The organism is Streptomyces mabaensis, assembly GCF_053763515.1.
The window spans coordinates 14,614-32,517 of sequence record NZ_JBSOPZ010000014.1 but is presented as its reverse complement, the minus strand read 5'-3'; the positions used below and the strand labels follow the sequence as shown (position 1 = coordinate 32,517).

Below are 17,904 nucleotides of genomic sequence, written 5' to 3'. Positions count from 1 at the left end.
GTCGTTGTCGCCGTTGTCGTAGCCGTCGAGCCGTGTCCTGCCGGACTCGCCCAATCCGCTCAGCCCGTCCGGTACTTCGGGGCGGGCGGTCCGGTGACGCCCGGCATGTCGGCCGCAAGCCACTTACGGTAGGCCTCCATCCAGGGGCTGTTCACGCCGCCCTGCCGGTAGGCGTCGAGCACCTTGTTCACCCGGCGTACCAGGTCGGTGGCGTTCTTGTTCATCGCCACGCCGTAGAACTCCTTGGTGAACGGGGTGCCCACCAGCTTCACCGACGGGTCCTGCGCGGCCTGTCCCGCCGCCAGGGCGTTGTCGGTGACCACGCCGTCGACCTCGCCCAGCTGCAGCCGGACCAGACAGTCGAGCTGATTGGGCACGGTGACGGATATGTCGGCACCGAACGACTGGGCCTTGAGCGCCGTCTCCGCCGTCGAGCCGCTGGCGGAGCAGATCTTCTTGCCCTTGAGGGTGGCGTCGTACCCCTTGATCGACGACCCTGCCGGGGCGAGCACCTGCTGGCCCGCCTCGAAGTACGCGGTGGAGAACGCCACGTCCTCCAGGCGCTTGCAGTTGATCGTCATCGTCCTGACCACGATGTCGACCCGGCCCTCCTTCAGCGCGGGTATGCGCTCACTGGTCGGCACGGCACGGTAGATGACCGCGTCGGGGTCGCCGAGGATGTCCTGCGCGATGGCCCGGACGAGATCGATGTCGAAGCCTTCGAGCTGTCCGGTGGCCGGATTGCGGTACCCCCAGCGGAAACTGTTCTGGTCCACACCGGCGACGAGGTGGCCCGCCTTCTTGATCCGGGCGATGGTGGCGCCGTCCGCCGCCGACGGCGTCAGGCTCGCCTCCGGGTTCTCGCAGGTGTCGGCCTTCTCCGGCTGCGCACCCGCTGAGCCGTGCGCGGCCGAGGCGACCCCCGTGTCGGTACTTCCGGCGTGGGTCAGCGGCAGGAGTACGGCGGCGGCCGTCAGCCCACACGCGACGGCCATGCCCGTCACGCCGCCCCAGCCGCGAAATCTGCTGGTCCTGGTCACCGCGCCCCCTCTCACCTGTACTCCGAAAGCCTGCGGCCGATGCCGAGGACCGCGGCCACCGCACCCAGTACGGCCAGTACGGCCGCACCCAGCGCCAGCCCGGTCATCGCCCCCCGGCCGTCCTCCGCCGCCTGCTCGAACTCACGTTGCTCATGGGCGAGTGCCTTCTCCAGCGAGGCGTCCACCACGTCGAAGCACTCGCCGGTGCTGTTCTTCGCGCCGATGATCCGCGTCAGGGCGCCGTCGTAGTCGCCCTTGTTGTCGGTGTCCCGCGCGGCCGTGTGCCGCTTCTTCCATTCAGTCATGCCCGCAACGGCTCCCGCCACCGGCTCGCGTCCCTCGCTGTCGTCGGCGATGCGCTCTGCCCGGGCGAGACCGCTGGTGAGGCTCTTCATGGCCGTGTTGTGGGCGTCCTCGTACTTGTCGGACTTCCCGTCCGCGGTGAGCACGGCTCCACGTGCGACCAGGGTGAGATTCTCGTTGGCCCGGGCCTGCAGCGAGCTGATCCGCGCGTCGTTGAGGACCTTCAGCGACTCCTGCCCCTGCGCCCGGGAGTCGCCCAGCCCCGACCGCGCCACCGTGTGCCCGACCGCCAGCCACAGCAGGACCACCGTGGAGGCCGCGGTCGCCGCCACCAGCCCGTGGTTGAACACACGGTTCGTACGGTGGTAGTTGCGGCGCTGCGCCCAGGCCAGGCCGCCGAGCGCCAGCACACCGAAGCCCAGCGCGACGAACGGCCAGGAGTTCGCGTCGTCGTAGTCCTCGTAGAGCCGGTTGGTCTCCGCCTCGTACAGCCTCTCGGCGGCCGGCAGCAGTTCCGTGCTCATCTTCTCGTTCGCCCGGCGCAGATAGGCGCCGCCCACCGGGAAGCCCTGCCGGTTGTTCGCCCGGGCCTGCTCGATGAGGCTGGTGTAGGCCGGGAGTTGTTCGTTGAGCTGGGCGATCTGCTTGCCCGAGTCGCCCGAACTGTCGGTGCTGGCCGCGGCCTTGACCAGCAGCCGCGAGGCGTTCGCGATGTCCTTGCGGTAGCGCTCGCGCACCGCGCGCGGCTCCTGCCCGCCGGCCAGGAAACCGCTCGCCGCCGCCGTGTCCGCGTCGGCGAGAGAGCGGTAGATGCTCGCGGCGTCGGCGCTGAGCGGCTGGCTGCGGTTCACCACGTCGTCGGCCGCGGCGGCGCGGTCCGAGATCTGCCAGGCCGTGGTGGCACCGAACGCCACGACGAGCGCCGCGATCACGGCGCCGATGATGCGCAGCCGGCCCGGCTCGGTCGTGGCCGCGGCACGCAGCCGGTCGACGCCCTCGGCCCAGGCGCTGCGGCGGGCGGGCGGCGCGGCCTGCGGGGGCGGCGGTGCCCCCGGCGCGGGCGGGTGCGGCACCGTGCCCGTGCTGGATGGGTGTGTCACTTGACCTCCCCCTGGTCACTTGACGGTGGCCCCGTCTCCAAGCCAGCAGTATGGCGGGAGGGACCGACATCCACACCACCGAGGCCTGGATCTTGATCGAACCGATTCGAACCGCGCCGAACTCCCCACCATGAATACGCGGGAGAGATCCCTTCGGTTCCCTTTTCGGTCCCGATTCACCCCAACTGCGCGTCACCCCAACTGCGCGCGCAGCCGGGCCATCGCCTCCGGTGGTGCCCCGGTGCGGTCCAGGCCCAGCAGGGCCGCGCCCAGTACCGGCGGGGCGGTCACCACGCGGACGACCGCCCTCGGCGCGCGGGCCGCCAGGAGTTGCACGATCCGCTCGTCGAGTTCCGGATGCCGGGCCGCCAGCACACTGCCGCCCAGCAGCACCGGCACGTCCTCCTCCAGCAGTCCGAGCCGGGACAGCGCGACCGTCGACAGGGCGACGACCTCCTCCGCCAGCCGGTGCACCACCGAGCGGGCGACCGGATCGCCCGCCGCACTCGTGGCGAAGAGCACCGGGGTCAGTTCGTGTCTGCGGGCATACGGGATGCGGCCCAGATGCAACGCCTCGATGAGCGCGTACATGCTGTCGAGGCCGAAGTGCGCCGGCAGCGTACGCATCAGCGCGGTCGTCTCGCCCCGCCCGTCCTCCGCACGGGCGGCGAACCACAGGGCCTCCTCGGCCAGTCCCGCGCCGCCGCCCCAGTCGCCCGAGATCCGGCCGATCGCCGGGAACCGGGCGGTCCGCCCGTCGGGGAGCATCCCGACGCAGTTGATCCCGGCCCCGCACACGACGGCCACGCCACGCGGCGCGGCGTCCCCCGGGAGTCCGGCGCGCAGGATCGCGAAGGTGTCGTTGCGCACCTCGGTGCTGCGCCCCCAGCCGCGTGCCTGCACCTCCGCCGCCAACGCGCGCTCCTCGACCGGGAGATCGGCGTTGGCGAGACAGGCGGAGACATGCGTGACGAAGGGGCCGCGCGGACCGGACCGCCGCACGGCACCGGCCGCCGTGGCCGCCGCGAACGCCGCCGCGACCGCCGCCGCGACGGTCTCCGCGAGGGCGTCGACGGCCGCCCCGACCCCTACCGCCGGTGGCTGGAACCCACCGCCGCGCGCCTTCCCCAGCACACTGCCGTCCGCGGCGACCAGCACCACGTCCGTCTTGCTGTTGCCGGCGTCGACGGCGAGGACCGTGCGGGACGTGCTGTCGGTCAGGCCCACGCGAGGTGCTCCCGGTTGTGTGCGATCAGACGGTCGGTGAGCGCCTCCGCGTACGCGTACTGGCCGACCAGCGGATGCGCGAGCAACGCCTTGAAGACCCGGTCCCGGCCGCCGCGCAGGGCCGCCTCCAGCGCCAGCTCCTCGTACGCCGTGACGTTCGCGATCAGCCCGGCGTACAGCGGGTCGAGTGCCGGTACGGCGAGCGGCACGGCCCCGGTTCGGTCCACCCGCGCCTGCACCTCGATCACCGCGTCGTCGGCGAGGAAGGGCAGGGTCCCGTTGTTGTACGTGTTGACCACCTGTACGGCGCCGGCTCCGTCGCCCAGCAGCGAGGCCGCCAGATCCACGGCCGCCTCCGAGTAGAAGGCGCCGCCGCGCCTGCCCAGCAGGGCGGGCTTCTCGTCCAGCGCCGGATCGCCGTACATGGCGAGGAGTTCCTTCTCCATGGCCGCGACCTCGGCCGCCCGCGACGGCTTGCTCCTCAGCTCGCGCACGACCTCGTCGTGCCCGTAGAAGTACCGCAGGTAGTACGACGGCACCACGCCGAGCCGGTCCAGCACGCTGCGCGGCAGCCGCAGGTCGTCGGCGACGGCGTCGCCGTACTCCGCGAGCAGCCTCGGCAGCAGGTCCTCGCCGTCCGGGCCGCCCAGACGCACACCCAGTTCCCAGGTGAGGTGGTTGAGGCCCACATGGTCCAGATGCAGCTGGGCCGGCGCCACGTTCAGCAGCTTCGCGAACTTCCGCTGGAGGCCGATGGCCACATTGCACAGGCCGACGGCCTTGTGGCCGGCCCGGAGCAGGGCCCGGGTCACGATGCCGACCGGGTTGGTGAAGTCGATGATCCAGGCGTCGGGACTGACCCGCCGGACCCGCTCGGCGATGTCGAGGACCACCGGGACCGTCCGCAGCGCTTTGGCGAGACCGCCCGCGCCCGTCGTCTCCTGGCCGACGCAGCCGCACTCCAGCGGCCAGGTCTCGTCGTGCTCGCGGGCGGCCTGCCCGCCCACGCGCAGTTGCAGCAGTACGGCGTCGGCGCCGGCCACCCCCGCGTCGAGATCGGACGTCGTGGTGATGCGCCCCGGGTGGTCCTGCCTGGCGAAGATACGGCGGGCCAGCCCGCCCACCAGCGCCAGCCGGTCGGCGGCGGGGTCGACGAGGACCAGCTCGGTGACCGGGAGGGTGTCCCGCAGCCGCGCGAAGCCGTCGATCAGTTCAGGGGTGTAGGTGGATCCGCCACCCACTACTGCGAGCCTCATGGACGGTCAACCCTTCACTCGGGAGGTGTCGAAGACCTCGTCGCGGGTGGCGGCCAGCGCGCTCTCCAGCGCCCCGCGCAGCACGGGGTGTTCCCGTACTTCGCCGATGACGAGCCGGGGCCGGGAGGCGGCCAGTTCGGCCAGTTCGGACTGCACCAGCTCGCGCAGGGGCTCCCCGCCGGCGGCGATGATCGCGCCGCAGAGCACGACGACTTCGGGATCGAGGACGGCCACCATCGAGGCGAGACCGGTGGCCAGGCCGGTGGCGTACGTTTCGAGCAGCCGGCGGTACGGGCCTTCGGCCGCGGCCGCCGCCCGGCTCACCAGCGCCACCACGGTGTGCGGGCCGTGGCCGACGCCCTCGATGCCGAGTTCGCGGGCCAGCCGGGGCAGCGCCTGCGCGCCGGCCAGCTCCTGGTAGCCGCCGCTGTTGGCCTTGGTGACCTGCCGCACGAGCGGCGTGCCCGGGACGGGCATGAACCCGACCTCGCCCGCGCCGCCCGTCCAGCCGCGATGCAGCCGCCCGCCGAGGACCAGGGCCGCGCCGATGCCCTCCTCGTTCCAGAGGAGGACGAAGTCCTCGTGGCCCCGGGCGGCGCCCAGGCGCTGCTCGGCGATCGCCGCGAGGTTGACGTCGTTCTCGTACGCGACGGGCATCGGCAGGACGGCCGCGAGGTCGTCGAGCAGGGTGGGGGAGTGCCAGCCCGGCAGATGGCCGGCGTACCGCAGCCGCCCGGTGCCCGGATCGAAGGCGCCCGGGGTGCCGATGACCACCCGGTGCACCTCGGAGCGGGTCAGGCCGGCGGCCTTCGCGGCGCCGTCCAGGGCCTCGCAGACCTGCCGTACGGCACTGTCCGCCTGTACGGCACTGTCCGCGCGGCGGCCGGGCGTGGGCAGGTCGAACGCGCCGACGGTCTGACCCGTGATGTCCGCGACGGCGGCGAGGATCCGCCCGGGTGTCACATCGAGCGCGCCGACATGGGCCGCCCGCGCGTGCACCGCGTACAGCTGGGCGCTGGGTCCCGGACGCCCCTCGCTGGTGCCGGTGGCGACGACAAGCCCGGCCGCTTCGAGGCGGGCCAGCAGCTGGGAGGCGGTGGGCTTGGACAGCCCGGTGAGCTTGCCGATCTTCGTACGGGAGAGCGGTCCGTGCTCCAGCAGCAGATCCAGCGCGGCCCGGTCGTTCATGGCCCGCAGGACGCGAGGGGTCCCGGGGGTGCCGGCCATGACCGCCTCCACTGTTAGGAAGGTTTCCTATCCACTGGGAAGGTAGAGCGCGCGTCGAGGCCCGGTCAATGGTTGACGAGCGTTCTTCGTTACTTCGCCAGATTGGCCGGCGGTATCGGGGACGCCGCCAGCGACTGGGGGGAGGTCGGGCTGGCGAGCGCCGACGGGGCCGCCACCGCGGCCGCAGGGTCCGCCGCCGTGGTCTCGGTGGCCGCCGGCAGGCCGCCGACGATCCGGATGCCGGCGGCGTCGAACGCCAGCTTGATGCGCCAGCGCAGCTCCCGCTCCACGCCCAGCGCCTTGCCCGGCATGGTCTTCGCCGCGACCCGGATCGTCACCGAGTCCAGCAGCACCGCGTCCAGGCCCAGGATCTCGATCGGGCCCCAGAGCCGCTCGTTCCACGGCTCGGCCTTCGCCATGTCCTCCGCGACCTCGTTGATCACCGTCCGGACGTGCTCCAGGTCCTCGTTCGGGCGGACCTGGACGTCCACGCCGGCGGTGGCCCAGCCCTGGCTGAGGTTGCCGATCCGCTTCACCTCGCCGTTGCGTACGTACCAGATCTCGCCGTTGTCGCCGCGGAGCTTGGTGACGCGCAGCCCCACCTCGATCACCTCGCCGGAGGCGACGCCCGCGTCGACGGTGTCCCCCACGCCGTACTGGTCCTCAAGGATCATGAACACGCCGGAGAGGAAGTCGGTGACGAGGTTCCGGGCGCCGAAGCCGATCGCCACACCCGCGACACCTGCGCTCGCGAGCAGCGGCCCCAGGTTGATGTCCAGCGTGCCCAGCACCATCAGGGCGGCTGTGCCGACGATCACAAAGGACGCGACCGAGCGGAGTACCGATCCGATCGCCTCGGACCGCTGCCGGCGGCGCTCGGCGTTGACCAGCAGCCCGCCGAGCGCGGTGCCCTCGACCGCCTGGGCGCTGCGGTTCATCCGGGTGATCAGCTTGGTGATGGCCCGGCGGATCACGCTCCGCAGGACCGCGGCGATGACGACGATCAGCAGGATGCGCAGGCCGATGCTCAGCCAGACCGACCAGTTCTCCTCCACCCAGCCCGCGGCGTTGGTGGCCGTCTCCTGCGCTTCGCCGAGCGTGGCGGGCGCTTCTGGTACGGGGCCGGCCCACAGGACGGACAACGACACGGCAGGAACCTCCGGGAGTGGTGGTCTGCCCGGCGGAAGGGGTGTGCGGGCAGACCAACCACACTAACGGGGCATTCGCCGTGCCTCGTTGCAATGTTCGAGGGAGAGACGAGCCTCACCTGGGGATGTACGGAGTGTGCTGCAAAACACTTCGGGCCCGTTACCCGGACGTGGTGGCGCTTCGACCAGCCATGAGGAGAGACTGAGAGCAGATCGTCCCGGCGCGAGCCACGCGCCGCCGGCGTACAAGGAGGCATCCGTGCCGCATGTCCTGGTCCTCAACGCGTCGTACGAGCCGCTCGGCGTCGTACCGCTCCGCCGCGCGCTCGTCCTCGTCCTCGAGAACAAGGCCATATGCCTCGAGGAGTCCGGCGCCTTCATGCACAGCGCGACCCGGGTCGTCCCCGCTCCCAGCGTGGTACGGCTCAAACGATTCGTGCGGGTCCCCTACCGGGGGCCCGTTCCACTCACCCGCCGGGCACTCTTCGCGAGGGACGGCGGCCGTTGTATGTACTGCGGTGGCGTCGCCACCAGCGTCGACCACGTCGTCCCGCGCAGCCGTGGGGGGCAGCACGCCTGGGAGAACGTCGTGGCGGCCTGCCGCCGCTGCAACCACGTCAAGGCCGACCGCCACCTGCTCGAACTGGGCTGGCGACTGCGCCACCAGCCCGCTCCGCCGTCCGGCCTGGCCTGGCGGATCATCGGCACCGGGCATAGGGATCCGCGCTGGCTGCCCTACCTGCAGCCGTACGGCGCGGAGGCCGCGATGGCCCGGATCGACGGCATCTCTGCCTGACGGATCCGGGCCTTTGTCGTGCGGGGGCGCCCACGGGCGCCGGAGACCTCGGGCCGGGCTGCGCACCGCAGGCCCCGCCGGCGGCGCAGCGGCCTGGGCCACCGGGGACCGGTGGGGGTCTTTCGGCCCGGCCGGCTGTTACGGCGCCGGGGTGTCCGTCTTCGGCGGGGCGCTGCCCTTCTCCGGCCCGGTCTCCTCCACCGCGTACGCCTCGACCGACCACAGTGAGTAGCCGAAGCGGGTCGCCCGCCGGTCGCCCTGGATGCGGATGAAGCGGGTGTCCTTCGCGTCCATCCGGACCGGCTCACGGCCGCCCCTGCCGTCCGCGACCGTGGCCGCGGTGCGCCAGACGCGGCCGTCCGACGAGACCTGGACGCGGTAGCCCGCCGCGTACGCGTCCTGCCAGTGCGGGACGACCTGCCCCAGCCGCACCGGAGCGGTGAGCTCCGCCTGCCACCACGCGCCGTCCTCGGCCGGCGAGGACCAGCGGGTACGCGGGTCGCCGTCGGCCGCCGCCGAGGCCGGGAAGTCGGGGGTCTCGTCGCCGGACGAGGTCGCCCGCGCGCCCCGGACCAGGTCGGGGCCGCCGGTGCGCGGGTAGGCCCGCACCGTCAGGGTGCGCTCCTCGCCCGCGAAGGAGACCGGTACCTCGTAGCTGCCCGCCGGGGTTCCCGCCGGGACGGTGACCTCGACCGGCACCGCCACCCGCGCGCCGCGCGGCACCGTCGTCTGCGCGGGCACCTTCACCTCGATGCCCTTGGGCGCCCTGGCGGCCATCGTGCCGCGCACCTCGCCCGCGCGCAGGGCCGCCAGCTCGGCCGCCACCCGCTGCGGGCGGCCGCCGATCTCGGCGTACGTCTCGCCGCGGGCCAGCTCGAAACGGGCATCCGGCTCGTCCGCGAACCACGGCACGACCCGGTGGACCGCGGGCGCGTCCCCGCGCCAGGCCAGCCGGATCGCGTCGGCACGGACGCCCTTGGCGTCCGTCTGCGTCCAGCCGTCCGCCGACACGTCGCCGACCTTCCGCCAGCCCTCGCCGGGTACATGCGCCTCGACGGTCGCGCCCGATCCCTGGCCGGGGGCCGTCATGGCGGTGACCGTCTCGACGGGCCGCGGCCGCTTCAGCCGTACGGTGTACGCGCCGGGGGCCTCCGTGACCGTGCCCGCGGTGCGGTCCGCACCCGTCCAGGCGTCCGATTCCTTGGCCGCCTTCGCCAGGAACGGGCCGAGCACGCCCTTGCCCACCGTGACCCGGCTCGCCGCCGCCGTCCGGCGTGCCTCCGCCAGGTCCAGCGAGGTCCGCCACGCCGCCGCGCCGTCCCCGCGCGACTGGGCGCGCAGGGTGTCGACCGCCAGCTCACCGGCCCGGCCGTAGCGGGCCAGCTGGTCGATCCAGGGCTTCACCTCGTCGTCCAGCGCGCCGTCCGCCGGGCCGGACAGCCGCTGCGGGGCCTCCCGCATCACGGTGAACGCGGCGCGCAGCCGGTCCGCGGCCGCGTCCAGCGCCGCGCGGTCCGTACCGCCCCTGGCCTGCCAGAAGGCGTCGATCAGCGGGCGCAGATAGGCGGACTCGTCGCCGCCCAGCACGGACGAGGCGTCGTTCCCGGCCAGCGCGCCGAGCGCCTCCCGTGCCTTCGGGTCGCCTCCCGCCAGGTCGTCGATGGCTGCCCGCCAGGACTCCTGGGGCCGGTAGCCCTTCGGGTTCCACGCGAAGTCGGCGGCGGTGAAGAGCGGGATACGGGAGGCGGACGCCTGTTCCATCGCGTTGGCCAGCAGGGCGGCCGAGCCACCCGCGACGGCCGGCTCGCGGCCCATGTAGGGGCCGAGGAAGATACGGTCCTGCGCGTAGTCGTTGACGGGGTAGTTGTCCATCGTGACCAGCGGATGGCGGAACACCTCCCGCGCGCCCACCAGTTCCCGTCCCGTGATCGTCTTCGGTACGACCCCGACGCCCGTCCACGCCACCTCGACCCGGGCGTCCAGCTCCCGGGCGAGCGCCTGCCGGTACTCCGTACTGCCGTCCTGGTAGTACTCGGTCGGCATCAGCGACAGCGGCCCGGCGTCCGGGTATCGGGCGGCCAGATGGTCCGCGACCGCGCCCGCGACCCGGGACTGCGCCTTCGCGGCCGCCTCCGGGCCGGAACCGAAACGTTTCCGGTCGGCGCCGCAGTGCCACTCGCTGTAGCTGACGTCCTGGAACTGCAGCTGGAACGCCCGCACACCCAGCGCCCACATCGCGTCGATCTTGCGCGTCAGCGCCTTGACGTCGCCGTCCGACGCCAGGCACATCGCCTGCGCGGGTGCCACGGCCCAGGCGAGCGTCACATGGTTGGCGCCGGCACGCTCGGCCATCGCCCGGAACTCCGCCCGCTGCCCGGCCGGGTACGGATCGCGCCAGCGGGCCTGGCGGTACGGGTCGTCGCCGGGCGCGTAGAGGTAGCGGTTCTGCTTCGTACGGCCCATGAAGTCCAGCTGCGCGAGCCGCTGCTCCAGGGTCCACGGCCGGCCGTAAAACCCTTCGGTCATGCCGCGTACGGCCGTGCCCGGCCAGTCCCGCACGACGACACCGGCGACGGCCCGCTCCCGCACCAGCTGGCGCAGCGTCTGTACGGCGTGGAAGAGCCCGTCCGCGCCCTCCCCGGCCAGCGCGACCGTGTCCCGGCCGGCGGCCCGGCCGACCGCGATCCGGTAGCCGCCCGACGGCAGGTCGGCGCGTGCGGGCGCCCCCAGGGCGCGCAGCGCCTCCTCCGCGCCGGCGCCCCCCACGCGCACCACCGGGCCGCGCGCGGGCAGCGGCTGGTGGGCGGAGAGGGTGTGCACGGTACGCACGCCGGCCTCGCCCAGCACGGTCCGCAGCGCGGTCACGGCGTACGGATCGGTGCCGGGCGCGGTGACGAGCGAGACCTCGTCGCCGAGGGGCACCGCCGGGCCGGCGGCGCGCACCGACTGCGGCCGGGGCCAGACGGCGGGCAGTGCGCCGCCGTCCTGGTCGGGCACCGTCAGGGCCGGTGCGCCGGGGGCAGGTGTACCGGGCGCTGAGGGTGCCGCGAGTGCGCCGGGCGCGCCCCCGAGGAGTCCTCCGATGACGGCCACCGCGACGGCTGTCGCGCGCTTGCTGCGCCGGAGCTGCACGGCGTCTCCTCGTCATCGCTCGTCTGGGGTCGTGTGTCCGTCCGTACGAACACACAACCGGTACGCACGCGCCCGAGCCCACCACCCGCGCGATGAGGTGTCAATGTGTGTGGCCGTTGTGCCTGGTTTGCCCGGGGTGTTGCGGGTGGATATCCACCCCTGCGGTGAACTGACTGTGACTCAGGACACGTTCTGGCGTTGTATACGTCTGTGGCCGCTCCCGCTGGGTAGGCCTGCGGTGTCCACGCTCCCCACCCATGGAGGTCTCCATGGCCACGTCGGCCGATCTGCTCCTCTCCGCCCTCTCCAAACAGGTCACCGGTCCCGAGGGGACCTGCGCCTGCGGCTGCGCCGAGCCGCCGCTGACCAGCGAGCCGCCGCTCGCCAACGCCGCACCTCTGACCAGCGAGCCGCCGCTCGCGGACGCCGCACCTCTGACGAGCGAGCCGACCGCCATGGGCACCGCCTCGGACATGGGCGTGTAGAGGACCACTCACTCGTCCGGTACTCATCCGGCCCACCTCTTCGGGGGACTCCGCCATGGCCCTTGACCGGCTCGCCGCACTGCACGGTGTCGCCACCTCCTACGCGCCGTCCCCGGACGTCACGGTGCAGGTGCCCGACGGCACGGTCGCCGCGGTGCTCGCCGCGCTGGGGGTCGACGCGTCGACCCCCGCGGCCGTCCGTACGGCACTGGCGGCCGCGGAGTCCGCGGCGGCGCAGCGCCTGCTGCCGCCGACCGTCGTGCTGTGGCCGCCGCCCTCGCCGCTCCCGGCCGCGCTGCCGGCCCTCCCGCCTGACACGGTCCTGCGGGTCGAGACGGAGCAGGGCGAGACGGTCGACTGGGCGGTGCCCGCGGAGGCGTACGGCGCGGAGCCCGGGCAACTGCCCCTCGGGATCCACCGGTTGCACGCCCGTGCCCCGGACGGGCGGACCGGGCAGGCCGTGCTCGTCGTGGCGCCCGCGCGGCTGCCGCAGCCCCCCGCCCGCAGCCACGGCTTCCTCGTCCAGCTCTACTCGCTGCTCTCGCAGCGCTCCTGGGGCATGGGCGACCTCGGCGACCTCGCCGAACTCGCCGCCTGGTCGGGGCGGGCCCTGGGGACCGGGTTCGTCCAGGTCAATCCGCTGCACGCGGCGGTACCCGGGACGCCCACCGACCCGTCCCCGTACCGGCCGTCCTCCCGCCGCTTCCCCGATCCCGTACACCTGCGGATCGAGGACATCCCGGAGTACGCCCATGTGGCGGGCGCCGACCGGGCCGAGCTGGAGCGGCTGACCGAACAGGCCGCCCTGCAGCGCGAGTCCGTCCTGAGCAAGGGCGCGCTGATCGACCGGGACGCGGTGTGGTCGCTCAAGCGGGCGGCGCTGGACCTCGTACGGAAGGTCCCGCTCGGCCCCGGACGGCGGGCCGCGTACTGCGACTTCCTCGCCGAGCAGGGGCAGGCCCTGGAGGACCACGCCACCTGGTGCGCCTTCGCCGAGACCTACGGCCCGGACCGGCGGGCCTGGCCGGCCGGGCTGGCCGACCCGCGCTCGCCCGAGACGGACCGCGCCCGCCGCGAACTGCTCCACCGCGTCGACCACCACTGCTGGCTGGCCTGGCTGACGGACGCGCAGCTCGCCACCGCGCACCGCGCCGCGCGTGACGCGGGCATGGGGATCGGGCTCGTGCACGACCTGGCCGTGGGTGTGCACCCGGACGGCGCCGACGCCTGGGCGCAGCAGGACGCGTTCGCCGCCGGGATGTCGGTCGGCGCCCCGCCGGACGCGTTCAACTCGCGCGGCCAGGACTGGGGGCTGCCCCCGTGGCGCCCGGACGCGCTCGCCGCGGCCGGCTACGCCCCGTACCGGGACCTGCTGCGCGGGCTGCTGCGGCACGCGGGCGCGCTGCGTATCGACCATGTGATGGGGCTGTTCCGGCTCTGGTGGATCCCGCAGGGCTGCGAGCCGACCGAGGGCACGTACGTCGGCTACGACGCGGAGGCGATGGTCGCCGTGCTCGCCCTCGAAGCGCACCGGGCCGGCGCCGTCGTGGTGGGCGAGGACCTGGGCACGGTCGAACCGGGCGTGCGCGAGGCGCTGACCGCCCGGGGCGTGCTCGGCACCTCCGTGCTGTGGTTCGAGCGGGACTGGGACGGCACCCGCCGGCCGCTGCCCGCGGCGGACTGGCGGGAGGGCTGCCTGGCCACGGCCACCACGCACGACCTGCCGTCCACCGCCGCCCGGCTCAGCGGCGAGCACGTCGAGCTGCGCCACCGGCTCGGCCTGCTCACCCGGCCGCTGGCGGAGGAACGCGCGGCGGACGCGGTCGACGTCAGCGAGTGGCTGGCGCTGCTGACCGGGCTCGGGATGCTGCCCGACGGCGGCTACGACGAGGAGGCCGCGGTCCTCGCGGTCTACCGCTTCCTGCTCGCCACGCCGGCCCGGATGGTCGGCGTCTGGCTGCCGGACGCGGTGGGCGACCGCCGCCCGCAGAACCTGCCCGGTACCTGGGACCAGTACCCGAACTGGCGGCTGCCCGTCGCCGACGCCGAGGGCCGGCCGGTCACCCTGGAGGACCTGGCCGCGTCGCCCCGGCTGCATGTGCTGATGGACGCCCTGAGGACCGGGCCCGGATCCCGTACGGCACCCCCGGGCGCGCGGCGCACTTAGGCGTTCGATACGTTGGCACCGTGGACAAGAAGAACGCCCTGCGCGCCGGCGCCGTCACGGCCGGTACGACGCTGATGATGCTGCTCATGTCGTCCCCCGCGCTCGCGCTGACCCCCGACGACGGTGACGACCCGGGCCCCGGCCTGAGCGTGGCCGAGACGCTCGGTCTGTTCGTGGGTGCGCCGATCCTGCTCTTCCTGGTGATCGCGGGCCTCGTGATGGCCGGCGACAAGTCCCGCAAGCAGGGCTGACCGGCCCCGAACGCTGTGCCCGAGGGCGCCTTCGTCGTACGACGAAGGCGCCCTCGGCGCGTTCGCTGGACCGTCATCGTTCAGTTTTCCTGAAAGAACTGAGCGAAAAGATTCGATGGACCTGAGCATTTGTGCGGTGCGACGGTAGGTCACGTCAGCCTCACAGACGCAAGGGAGAACCGTGGCAGTCCTGGACACCGTCCGTACCGGCTCGCAGAAGCTCACCCGGGCGAAGGGGGCCGTCGGCCTCGGGCTCGTCCTCGCGGGCGTGGCGACGGTCGTCTGGTCCGGGAGCTTCGTCACCTCCAGGGCGCTGCACGACAGCGTCCCACCCGTCCAGGCCGCCTTCTGGCGCTGGATCATCGCGCTGGCCGCCGTCGCGCCCTTCGCGGCCGGGCAGGCGTGGCGGCAGCGCCGGCTGCTCCGCCGCCATCTCCGGTTCGTCGTCCTGGCCTCACTGCTCGGCGTCACCGTCTACAACACGCTGGTCAACCAGGCCGGAACCACCACCTCCGCCGGCAACATGGGCATGATCATGGCCGCGTCCCCGGTCCTGATGGCCCTGTTCGCCCGGATCGGCGGAGAACGGCTGGGCGCCCGGCGCACCGCCGGAATGCTGGTCGCCGTCGTCGGGGTGCTGCTCCTGATCAGCAAGGGCTCGCTCGCCATGGACTTCGCGCCGGGCGACCTGTGGATGATCGCGGCGGCCCTCAGCTTCGCCGGGTACAGCGCGCTGCTGCGCCGCAAGCCCGCCGGACTCGGCGGACCCGCCTTCCTGTTCTGCACCTTCGCGCTCGGCGCGCTGATGCTTCTGCCCGCGTACGGGATCAGCCTTGCGGTGCAGGGCGGCTTCGAGCCCGCCGCCGGGACGGTCGGACCGCTGCTGTACGTCGGCGTGTTCTCCTCCGCGGTCGCGTTCTTCGCCTGGAACAAGGCCATCGCGCTCATCGGCGCGGCCCGCGCCGGGGTCGTGTACTACCTCCAGCCGGTCTGTGTCGCACTGCTCTCCTTCGCCGTCCTGGGCGAGCAGACCGGACCGATGCAGGTCGTGTGCATGGCGCTGATCCTCGGCGGCGTCATGTGGGGCGCGGGGCGCGCGAAGTGAGCCGTACCCTGCCGGTATGGCCGAGTGGGACAGATGGGACATCAAGAAGCTGCAGATCCTGCGGACCCTCGGGGAGTACGGGACCGTGACCGCGACGGCCGAGGTGCTGATGATGACGCCCTCGGCCGTCTCGCAGCAGCTGACCAACCTGGCCCGGCAGCTCGGTGTCACCCTGCTTCAGGCGCAGGGGCGGCGGGTCCGGCTCACCGACGCCGCGCATCTGGTGCTGCGGCACGCGGAGGCCGTGTTCGCCCAACTGGAGCGGGCGGACGCCGAGTTGGCCGGATATCTGCGGGGCGATGCGGGCGAGGTCCGGGTCGGCGCCTTCTCGACCGCCGTGCCGGCCCTGGTCGTCCCCGCCGTGGCGCGGCTCCGCGCGGCCCGGCCGGGCCTGGAGGTACGGGTACGGGAGGCGGAGGCCGCCGAGGCGTACGAACTGCTCTCCTCGGGGGCCGTGGACCTCGCCCTCTCCCTCGCGGCGCACGCCCCGACCGCCCGGGATCCGAAGTTCACCCGGGTCCCGCTGCTCGCGGACCCGCTGGACGTCGCGCTCCCGGCCGCGCATCCGCTCGCGGACGCACCGGGGCTGCGGCTCGCCGATCTGTCCGGCGAGCGCTGGATCTTCGGCGGCAGCGGGCCCTGGTCGGAGATCACCACGACCGCCTGTGAGGCGGCCGGTTTCGTCCCCGAGCAGGCGCACTCCGCCGCCGGCTGGACCGCGATCCTCGCCATGGTCGAGGCCGGGATGGGTGTCGCCCTGGTGCCGCGGATGGCGGTGGCCGGCCGCGCGTCGGGGGTCGCCGTCCGGGTGCTGGAGGCCGACCAGCCGCGCCGCCATGTCGTGGCGGCGGTCCGGCGCGGGGCCGAGGAGGGGCCGGCGGTGGCGCGGGTGCTCGGCGCGCTGCGGGAGGTCGCCGAGGACCGCGTACAGCAGTCGGGTTAGTCAGCTGCTTCAACTCGCCGGGAATCCAGGCGCCACGCCGAACACCACCGTCTCGCAGCGCGTCCTCACGCGCCGCATCGTCGCCTCCCAGGAGGCGATAGTCGACCATGCGGCCGCACCTGGGGCATCCACGCCGCCCCGCCCACCCGCCTCCTCGACATCGGCTGCGGCGTCGGCGGCTCGCTGTACCGGGCTCAGGAGCACGTCGCCACCGTCACCGGACTCACCGTCACCGCCGAACACATTCCGGTCATCGCGGACTTCGCCCGCCAGGCGGGCGTGGCCGACCGGGTGACGCCCGGGCCTCGGCCAGACCACCAGCAGCACAACTGGGCTGCCGCTTCTGCTGAGCGCCGGCCACGGCCAACGTCACAGGCCCCTGGGAACGACCTCCATGGGAACGTGATCAGGGTGAGCCATCGCGGAGGCGGCTTCCTTCGGGGTACGCCCCGGAATGGGGCGTAGCTGCCAGCGGGCGAGGATCGTCGCCAGGGCGATGGTGGCCTCCGTCCAGGCGAAGGCATCCCCGATGCACTTGCGGTTGCCCGAGCCGAAGGGGACGAAGGCCTCGCGTGGCAGGTCGCCGCGACGCTCGGGCAGCCACCGATCAGGGTCAAACCGGTCGGGATCCACGTACAGGGCAGGATCCCGATGAAGGGCGTAGAGGCTGAAGGCGACTTCTGTGCCTGCGGGAATGCTGAACCCGCCCAGTTCCACCGGTTCGGTCGTGCGGCGCATGAGCAGCGTCACCCCGTGCAGGCGGATCACCTCATCCAGTACGCGCCGGATGCCCACCAGACGCGGGATGTCGTCGATGGTCACGGGCCGGGTACCGACGACTTCGTCGACCTCGGCCATCAACTGCTTCTCGACCTCAGGGGCACCGGCGATCTCATGGAGGGCCCAGGCCAGGGTGGAGGCTATGGTCTCGGTGCCGGCGAAGAGAATGGTGACGAGCTCGTCGCGGACCTCTTCGTCCGTCAGCGCCTCGCCGGTATCCGCGTCTCGCGCATCGAGCAGCACCGACAGCAGGTCGGCCTGGTCGGTCTGCCCCGAGCGGCGCGTCGTCGCGATCACATGGTCGATGACCTGGCGCATGCTCTGCGCCGCGGCGTCGAAATCGCGGTTGGGGCGGATCGGCAGCCGGTCCAAAAGCTTGGGCGACGCCGCACGAACCAGCATGTTCTTCAGAATGACGGGCAAGTCCCGGCGGACCGCCTCGACGGCAGGCTGCCCGATGTCGGTCGAGAACATCGTCGCGGCCAGCGTCTCGATGGCGAATTCCCCCATCACCTTCTCGACAGCGATGTGCTGACCAGGCGTCCAGGAGTCGGCCAGGGCACGTGCGTGGCTGCTCATCGTGTGCGCATAGTCGGCAATGCGCGCCTGGTGGAAGATCGGCTGAATCAGTCGGCGGTGCTTGCGGTGGGCCTCGCCCCCGGCCGTCGCGAGCCCGTTGCCCACCAGAGGCCGCACACGGTCGTACAGCCGGCCCTTCTCGAAGCTGCGTGCCTGGGTCACGGTGACTTCGCGGACCAGGGCGGCGCTGGTGACCACGTAGACCGGCATGGTGCCCAGGTCGACACGAACCAGATCACCGGCCTGCCTCAGCGACTTCAGAAACCCGAGCGGCTGCCGGCCCAGCTTCCAGGCGTGCCCGAGAAGCGGCAAACCGCCTGGGGCTCGGGGGACTGCCTTCAATCCAGCTGACACTTGAGGAATCC

General features: G+C 73.1%; 15 protein-coding genes. 6 read left to right on the top strand and 9 right to left on the bottom strand.

Annotated elements, in window-relative coordinates; genetic code table 11:
• Window positions 1-59: 59 nt before the first annotated feature.
• The 6 genes from ACWV17_RS14775 to ACWV17_RS14750 all read right to left on the bottom strand — a co-directional run bounded on the left by ACWV17_RS14775 (window position 60) and on the right by ACWV17_RS14750 (window position 7,301).
• Entirely contained in the window at window positions 60-995 is a 936-nt protein-coding gene (locus ACWV17_RS14775) for a glutamate ABC transporter substrate-binding protein (RefSeq protein WP_455356586.1), read from the bottom strand.
• Window positions 996-1,051: 56 nt separating this feature from the next.
• Window positions 1,052-2,443: a hypothetical protein gene (locus tag ACWV17_RS14770; protein ID WP_455360056.1), complete on the bottom strand. Its 1,392-nt coding sequence runs from the start codon at window positions 2,441-2,443 to the stop codon at window positions 1,052-1,054.
• Between the two features lie 192 nt (window positions 2,444-2,635).
• The gene (locus tag ACWV17_RS14765; RefSeq protein ID WP_455360055.1) at window positions 2,636-3,670 is read right to left on the bottom strand and encodes an N-acetylglucosamine kinase; all 1,035 of its coding nucleotides are present in this window, start codon (window positions 3,668-3,670) and stop codon (window positions 2,636-2,638) included.
• Window positions 3,661-4,926 (bottom strand): 6-phospho-beta-glucosidase, encoded by a 1,266-nt coding sequence (locus ACWV17_RS14760; protein WP_455360054.1) that lies wholly within the window; start codon window positions 4,924-4,926, stop codon window positions 3,661-3,663. Before ACWV17_RS14760 ends, ACWV17_RS14765 begins: the two co-directional genes overlap by 10 nt.
• Window positions 4,927-4,932: 6 nt before the next feature.
• Window positions 4,933-6,153, bottom strand: coding sequence for an ROK family transcriptional regulator (locus tag ACWV17_RS14755; protein ID WP_455360053.1), 1,221 nt, complete (start codon window positions 6,151-6,153; stop codon window positions 4,933-4,935).
• Window positions 6,154-6,242: 89 nt separating this feature from the next.
• Entirely contained in the window at window positions 6,243-7,301 is a 1,059-nt protein-coding gene (locus tag ACWV17_RS14750) for a mechanosensitive ion channel family protein (RefSeq protein ID WP_455360052.1), read from the bottom strand.
• 259 nt (window positions 7,302-7,560) lie between these two features.
• On the opposite strand from ACWV17_RS14750, the gene ACWV17_RS14745 reads away from it, so the two are divergent.
• On the top strand, window positions 7,561-8,097 hold the full coding sequence (locus ACWV17_RS14745) for an HNH endonuclease (RefSeq protein WP_455356576.1): 537 nt from the start codon (window positions 7,561-7,563) through the stop codon (window positions 8,095-8,097).
• A 138-nt stretch (window positions 8,098-8,235) separates the two neighbouring features.
• Here the strand turns inward: ACWV17_RS14745 and ACWV17_RS14740 are convergent, their stop codons facing one another.
• Complete coding sequence (locus ACWV17_RS14740; RefSeq protein ID WP_455360051.1) at window positions 8,236-11,229, bottom strand: beta-N-acetylglucosaminidase domain-containing protein; 2,994 nt, start codon at window positions 11,227-11,229, stop codon at window positions 8,236-8,238.
• Between the two features lie 269 nt (window positions 11,230-11,498).
• Here ACWV17_RS14740 and ACWV17_RS14735 point away from each other — a divergent pair, with 269 nt between their 5' ends.
• From ACWV17_RS14735 to ACWV17_RS14715, 5 genes are all read left to right on the top strand, one after another.
• Window positions 11,499-11,714 (top strand): hypothetical protein, encoded by a 216-nt coding sequence (locus tag ACWV17_RS14735; protein ID WP_455356574.1) that lies wholly within the window; start codon window positions 11,499-11,501, stop codon window positions 11,712-11,714.
• Between the two features lie 55 nt (window positions 11,715-11,769).
• Window positions 11,770-13,881: a 4-alpha-glucanotransferase gene (gene malQ, locus ACWV17_RS14730; RefSeq protein ID WP_455360050.1), complete on the top strand. Its 2,112-nt coding sequence runs from the start codon at window positions 11,770-11,772 to the stop codon at window positions 13,879-13,881.
• A 20-nt stretch (window positions 13,882-13,901) separates the two neighbouring features.
• Window positions 13,902-14,132, top strand: a complete 231-nt coding sequence (locus ACWV17_RS14725) for a hypothetical protein (protein WP_455356572.1) — start codon at window positions 13,902-13,904, stop codon at window positions 14,130-14,132.
• A 181-nt stretch (window positions 14,133-14,313) separates the two neighbouring features.
• Window positions 14,314-15,237, top strand: coding sequence for a DMT family transporter (locus tag ACWV17_RS14720; protein ID WP_455360049.1), 924 nt, complete (start codon window positions 14,314-14,316; stop codon window positions 15,235-15,237).
• Between the two features lie 16 nt (window positions 15,238-15,253).
• Window positions 15,254-16,180, top strand: a complete 927-nt coding sequence (locus ACWV17_RS14715; protein WP_455360048.1) for a LysR family transcriptional regulator — start codon at window positions 15,254-15,256, stop codon at window positions 16,178-16,180.
• 9 nt (window positions 16,181-16,189) lie between these two features.
• On the opposite strand, the gene ACWV17_RS14710 is transcribed toward ACWV17_RS14715, so the two are convergent.
• Complete coding sequence (locus ACWV17_RS14710) at window positions 16,190-16,507, bottom strand: hypothetical protein (RefSeq protein WP_455360047.1); 318 nt, start codon at window positions 16,505-16,507, stop codon at window positions 16,190-16,192.
• A gap of 42 nt (window positions 16,508-16,549) precedes the next feature.
• Entirely contained in the window at window positions 16,550-17,893 is a 1,344-nt protein-coding gene (locus tag ACWV17_RS14705; protein WP_455360046.1) for a cytochrome P450, read from the bottom strand.
• Window positions 17,894-17,904 lie beyond the last annotated feature (11 nt).

Excerpts from the sequence above, each read along its gene's own strand:
- ACWV17_RS14775 (WP_455356586.1), bottom strand. The coding sequence starts at position 995 with ATGGCCGTCGCGTGTGGGCTGACGGCCGCCGCCGTACTCCTGCCGCTG.
- ACWV17_RS14760 (WP_455360054.1), bottom strand. The coding sequence starts at position 4,926 with ATGAGGCTCGCAGTAGTGGGTGGCGGATCCACCTACACCCCTGAACTG.
- ACWV17_RS14715 (WP_455360048.1), top strand. The coding sequence starts at position 15,254 with ATGGCCGAGTGGGACAGATGGGACATCAAGAAGCTGCAGATCCTGCGG.
- malQ (WP_455360050.1), top strand. The coding sequence starts at position 11,770 with ATGGCCCTTGACCGGCTCGCCGCACTGCACGGTGTCGCCACCTCCTAC.
- ACWV17_RS14755 (WP_455360053.1), bottom strand. The coding sequence starts at position 6,153 with ATGGCCGGCACCCCCGGGACCCCTCGCGTCCTGCGGGCCATGAACGAC.
- ACWV17_RS14735 (WP_455356574.1), top strand. The coding sequence starts at position 11,499 with ATGGCCACGTCGGCCGATCTGCTCCTCTCCGCCCTCTCCAAACAGGTC.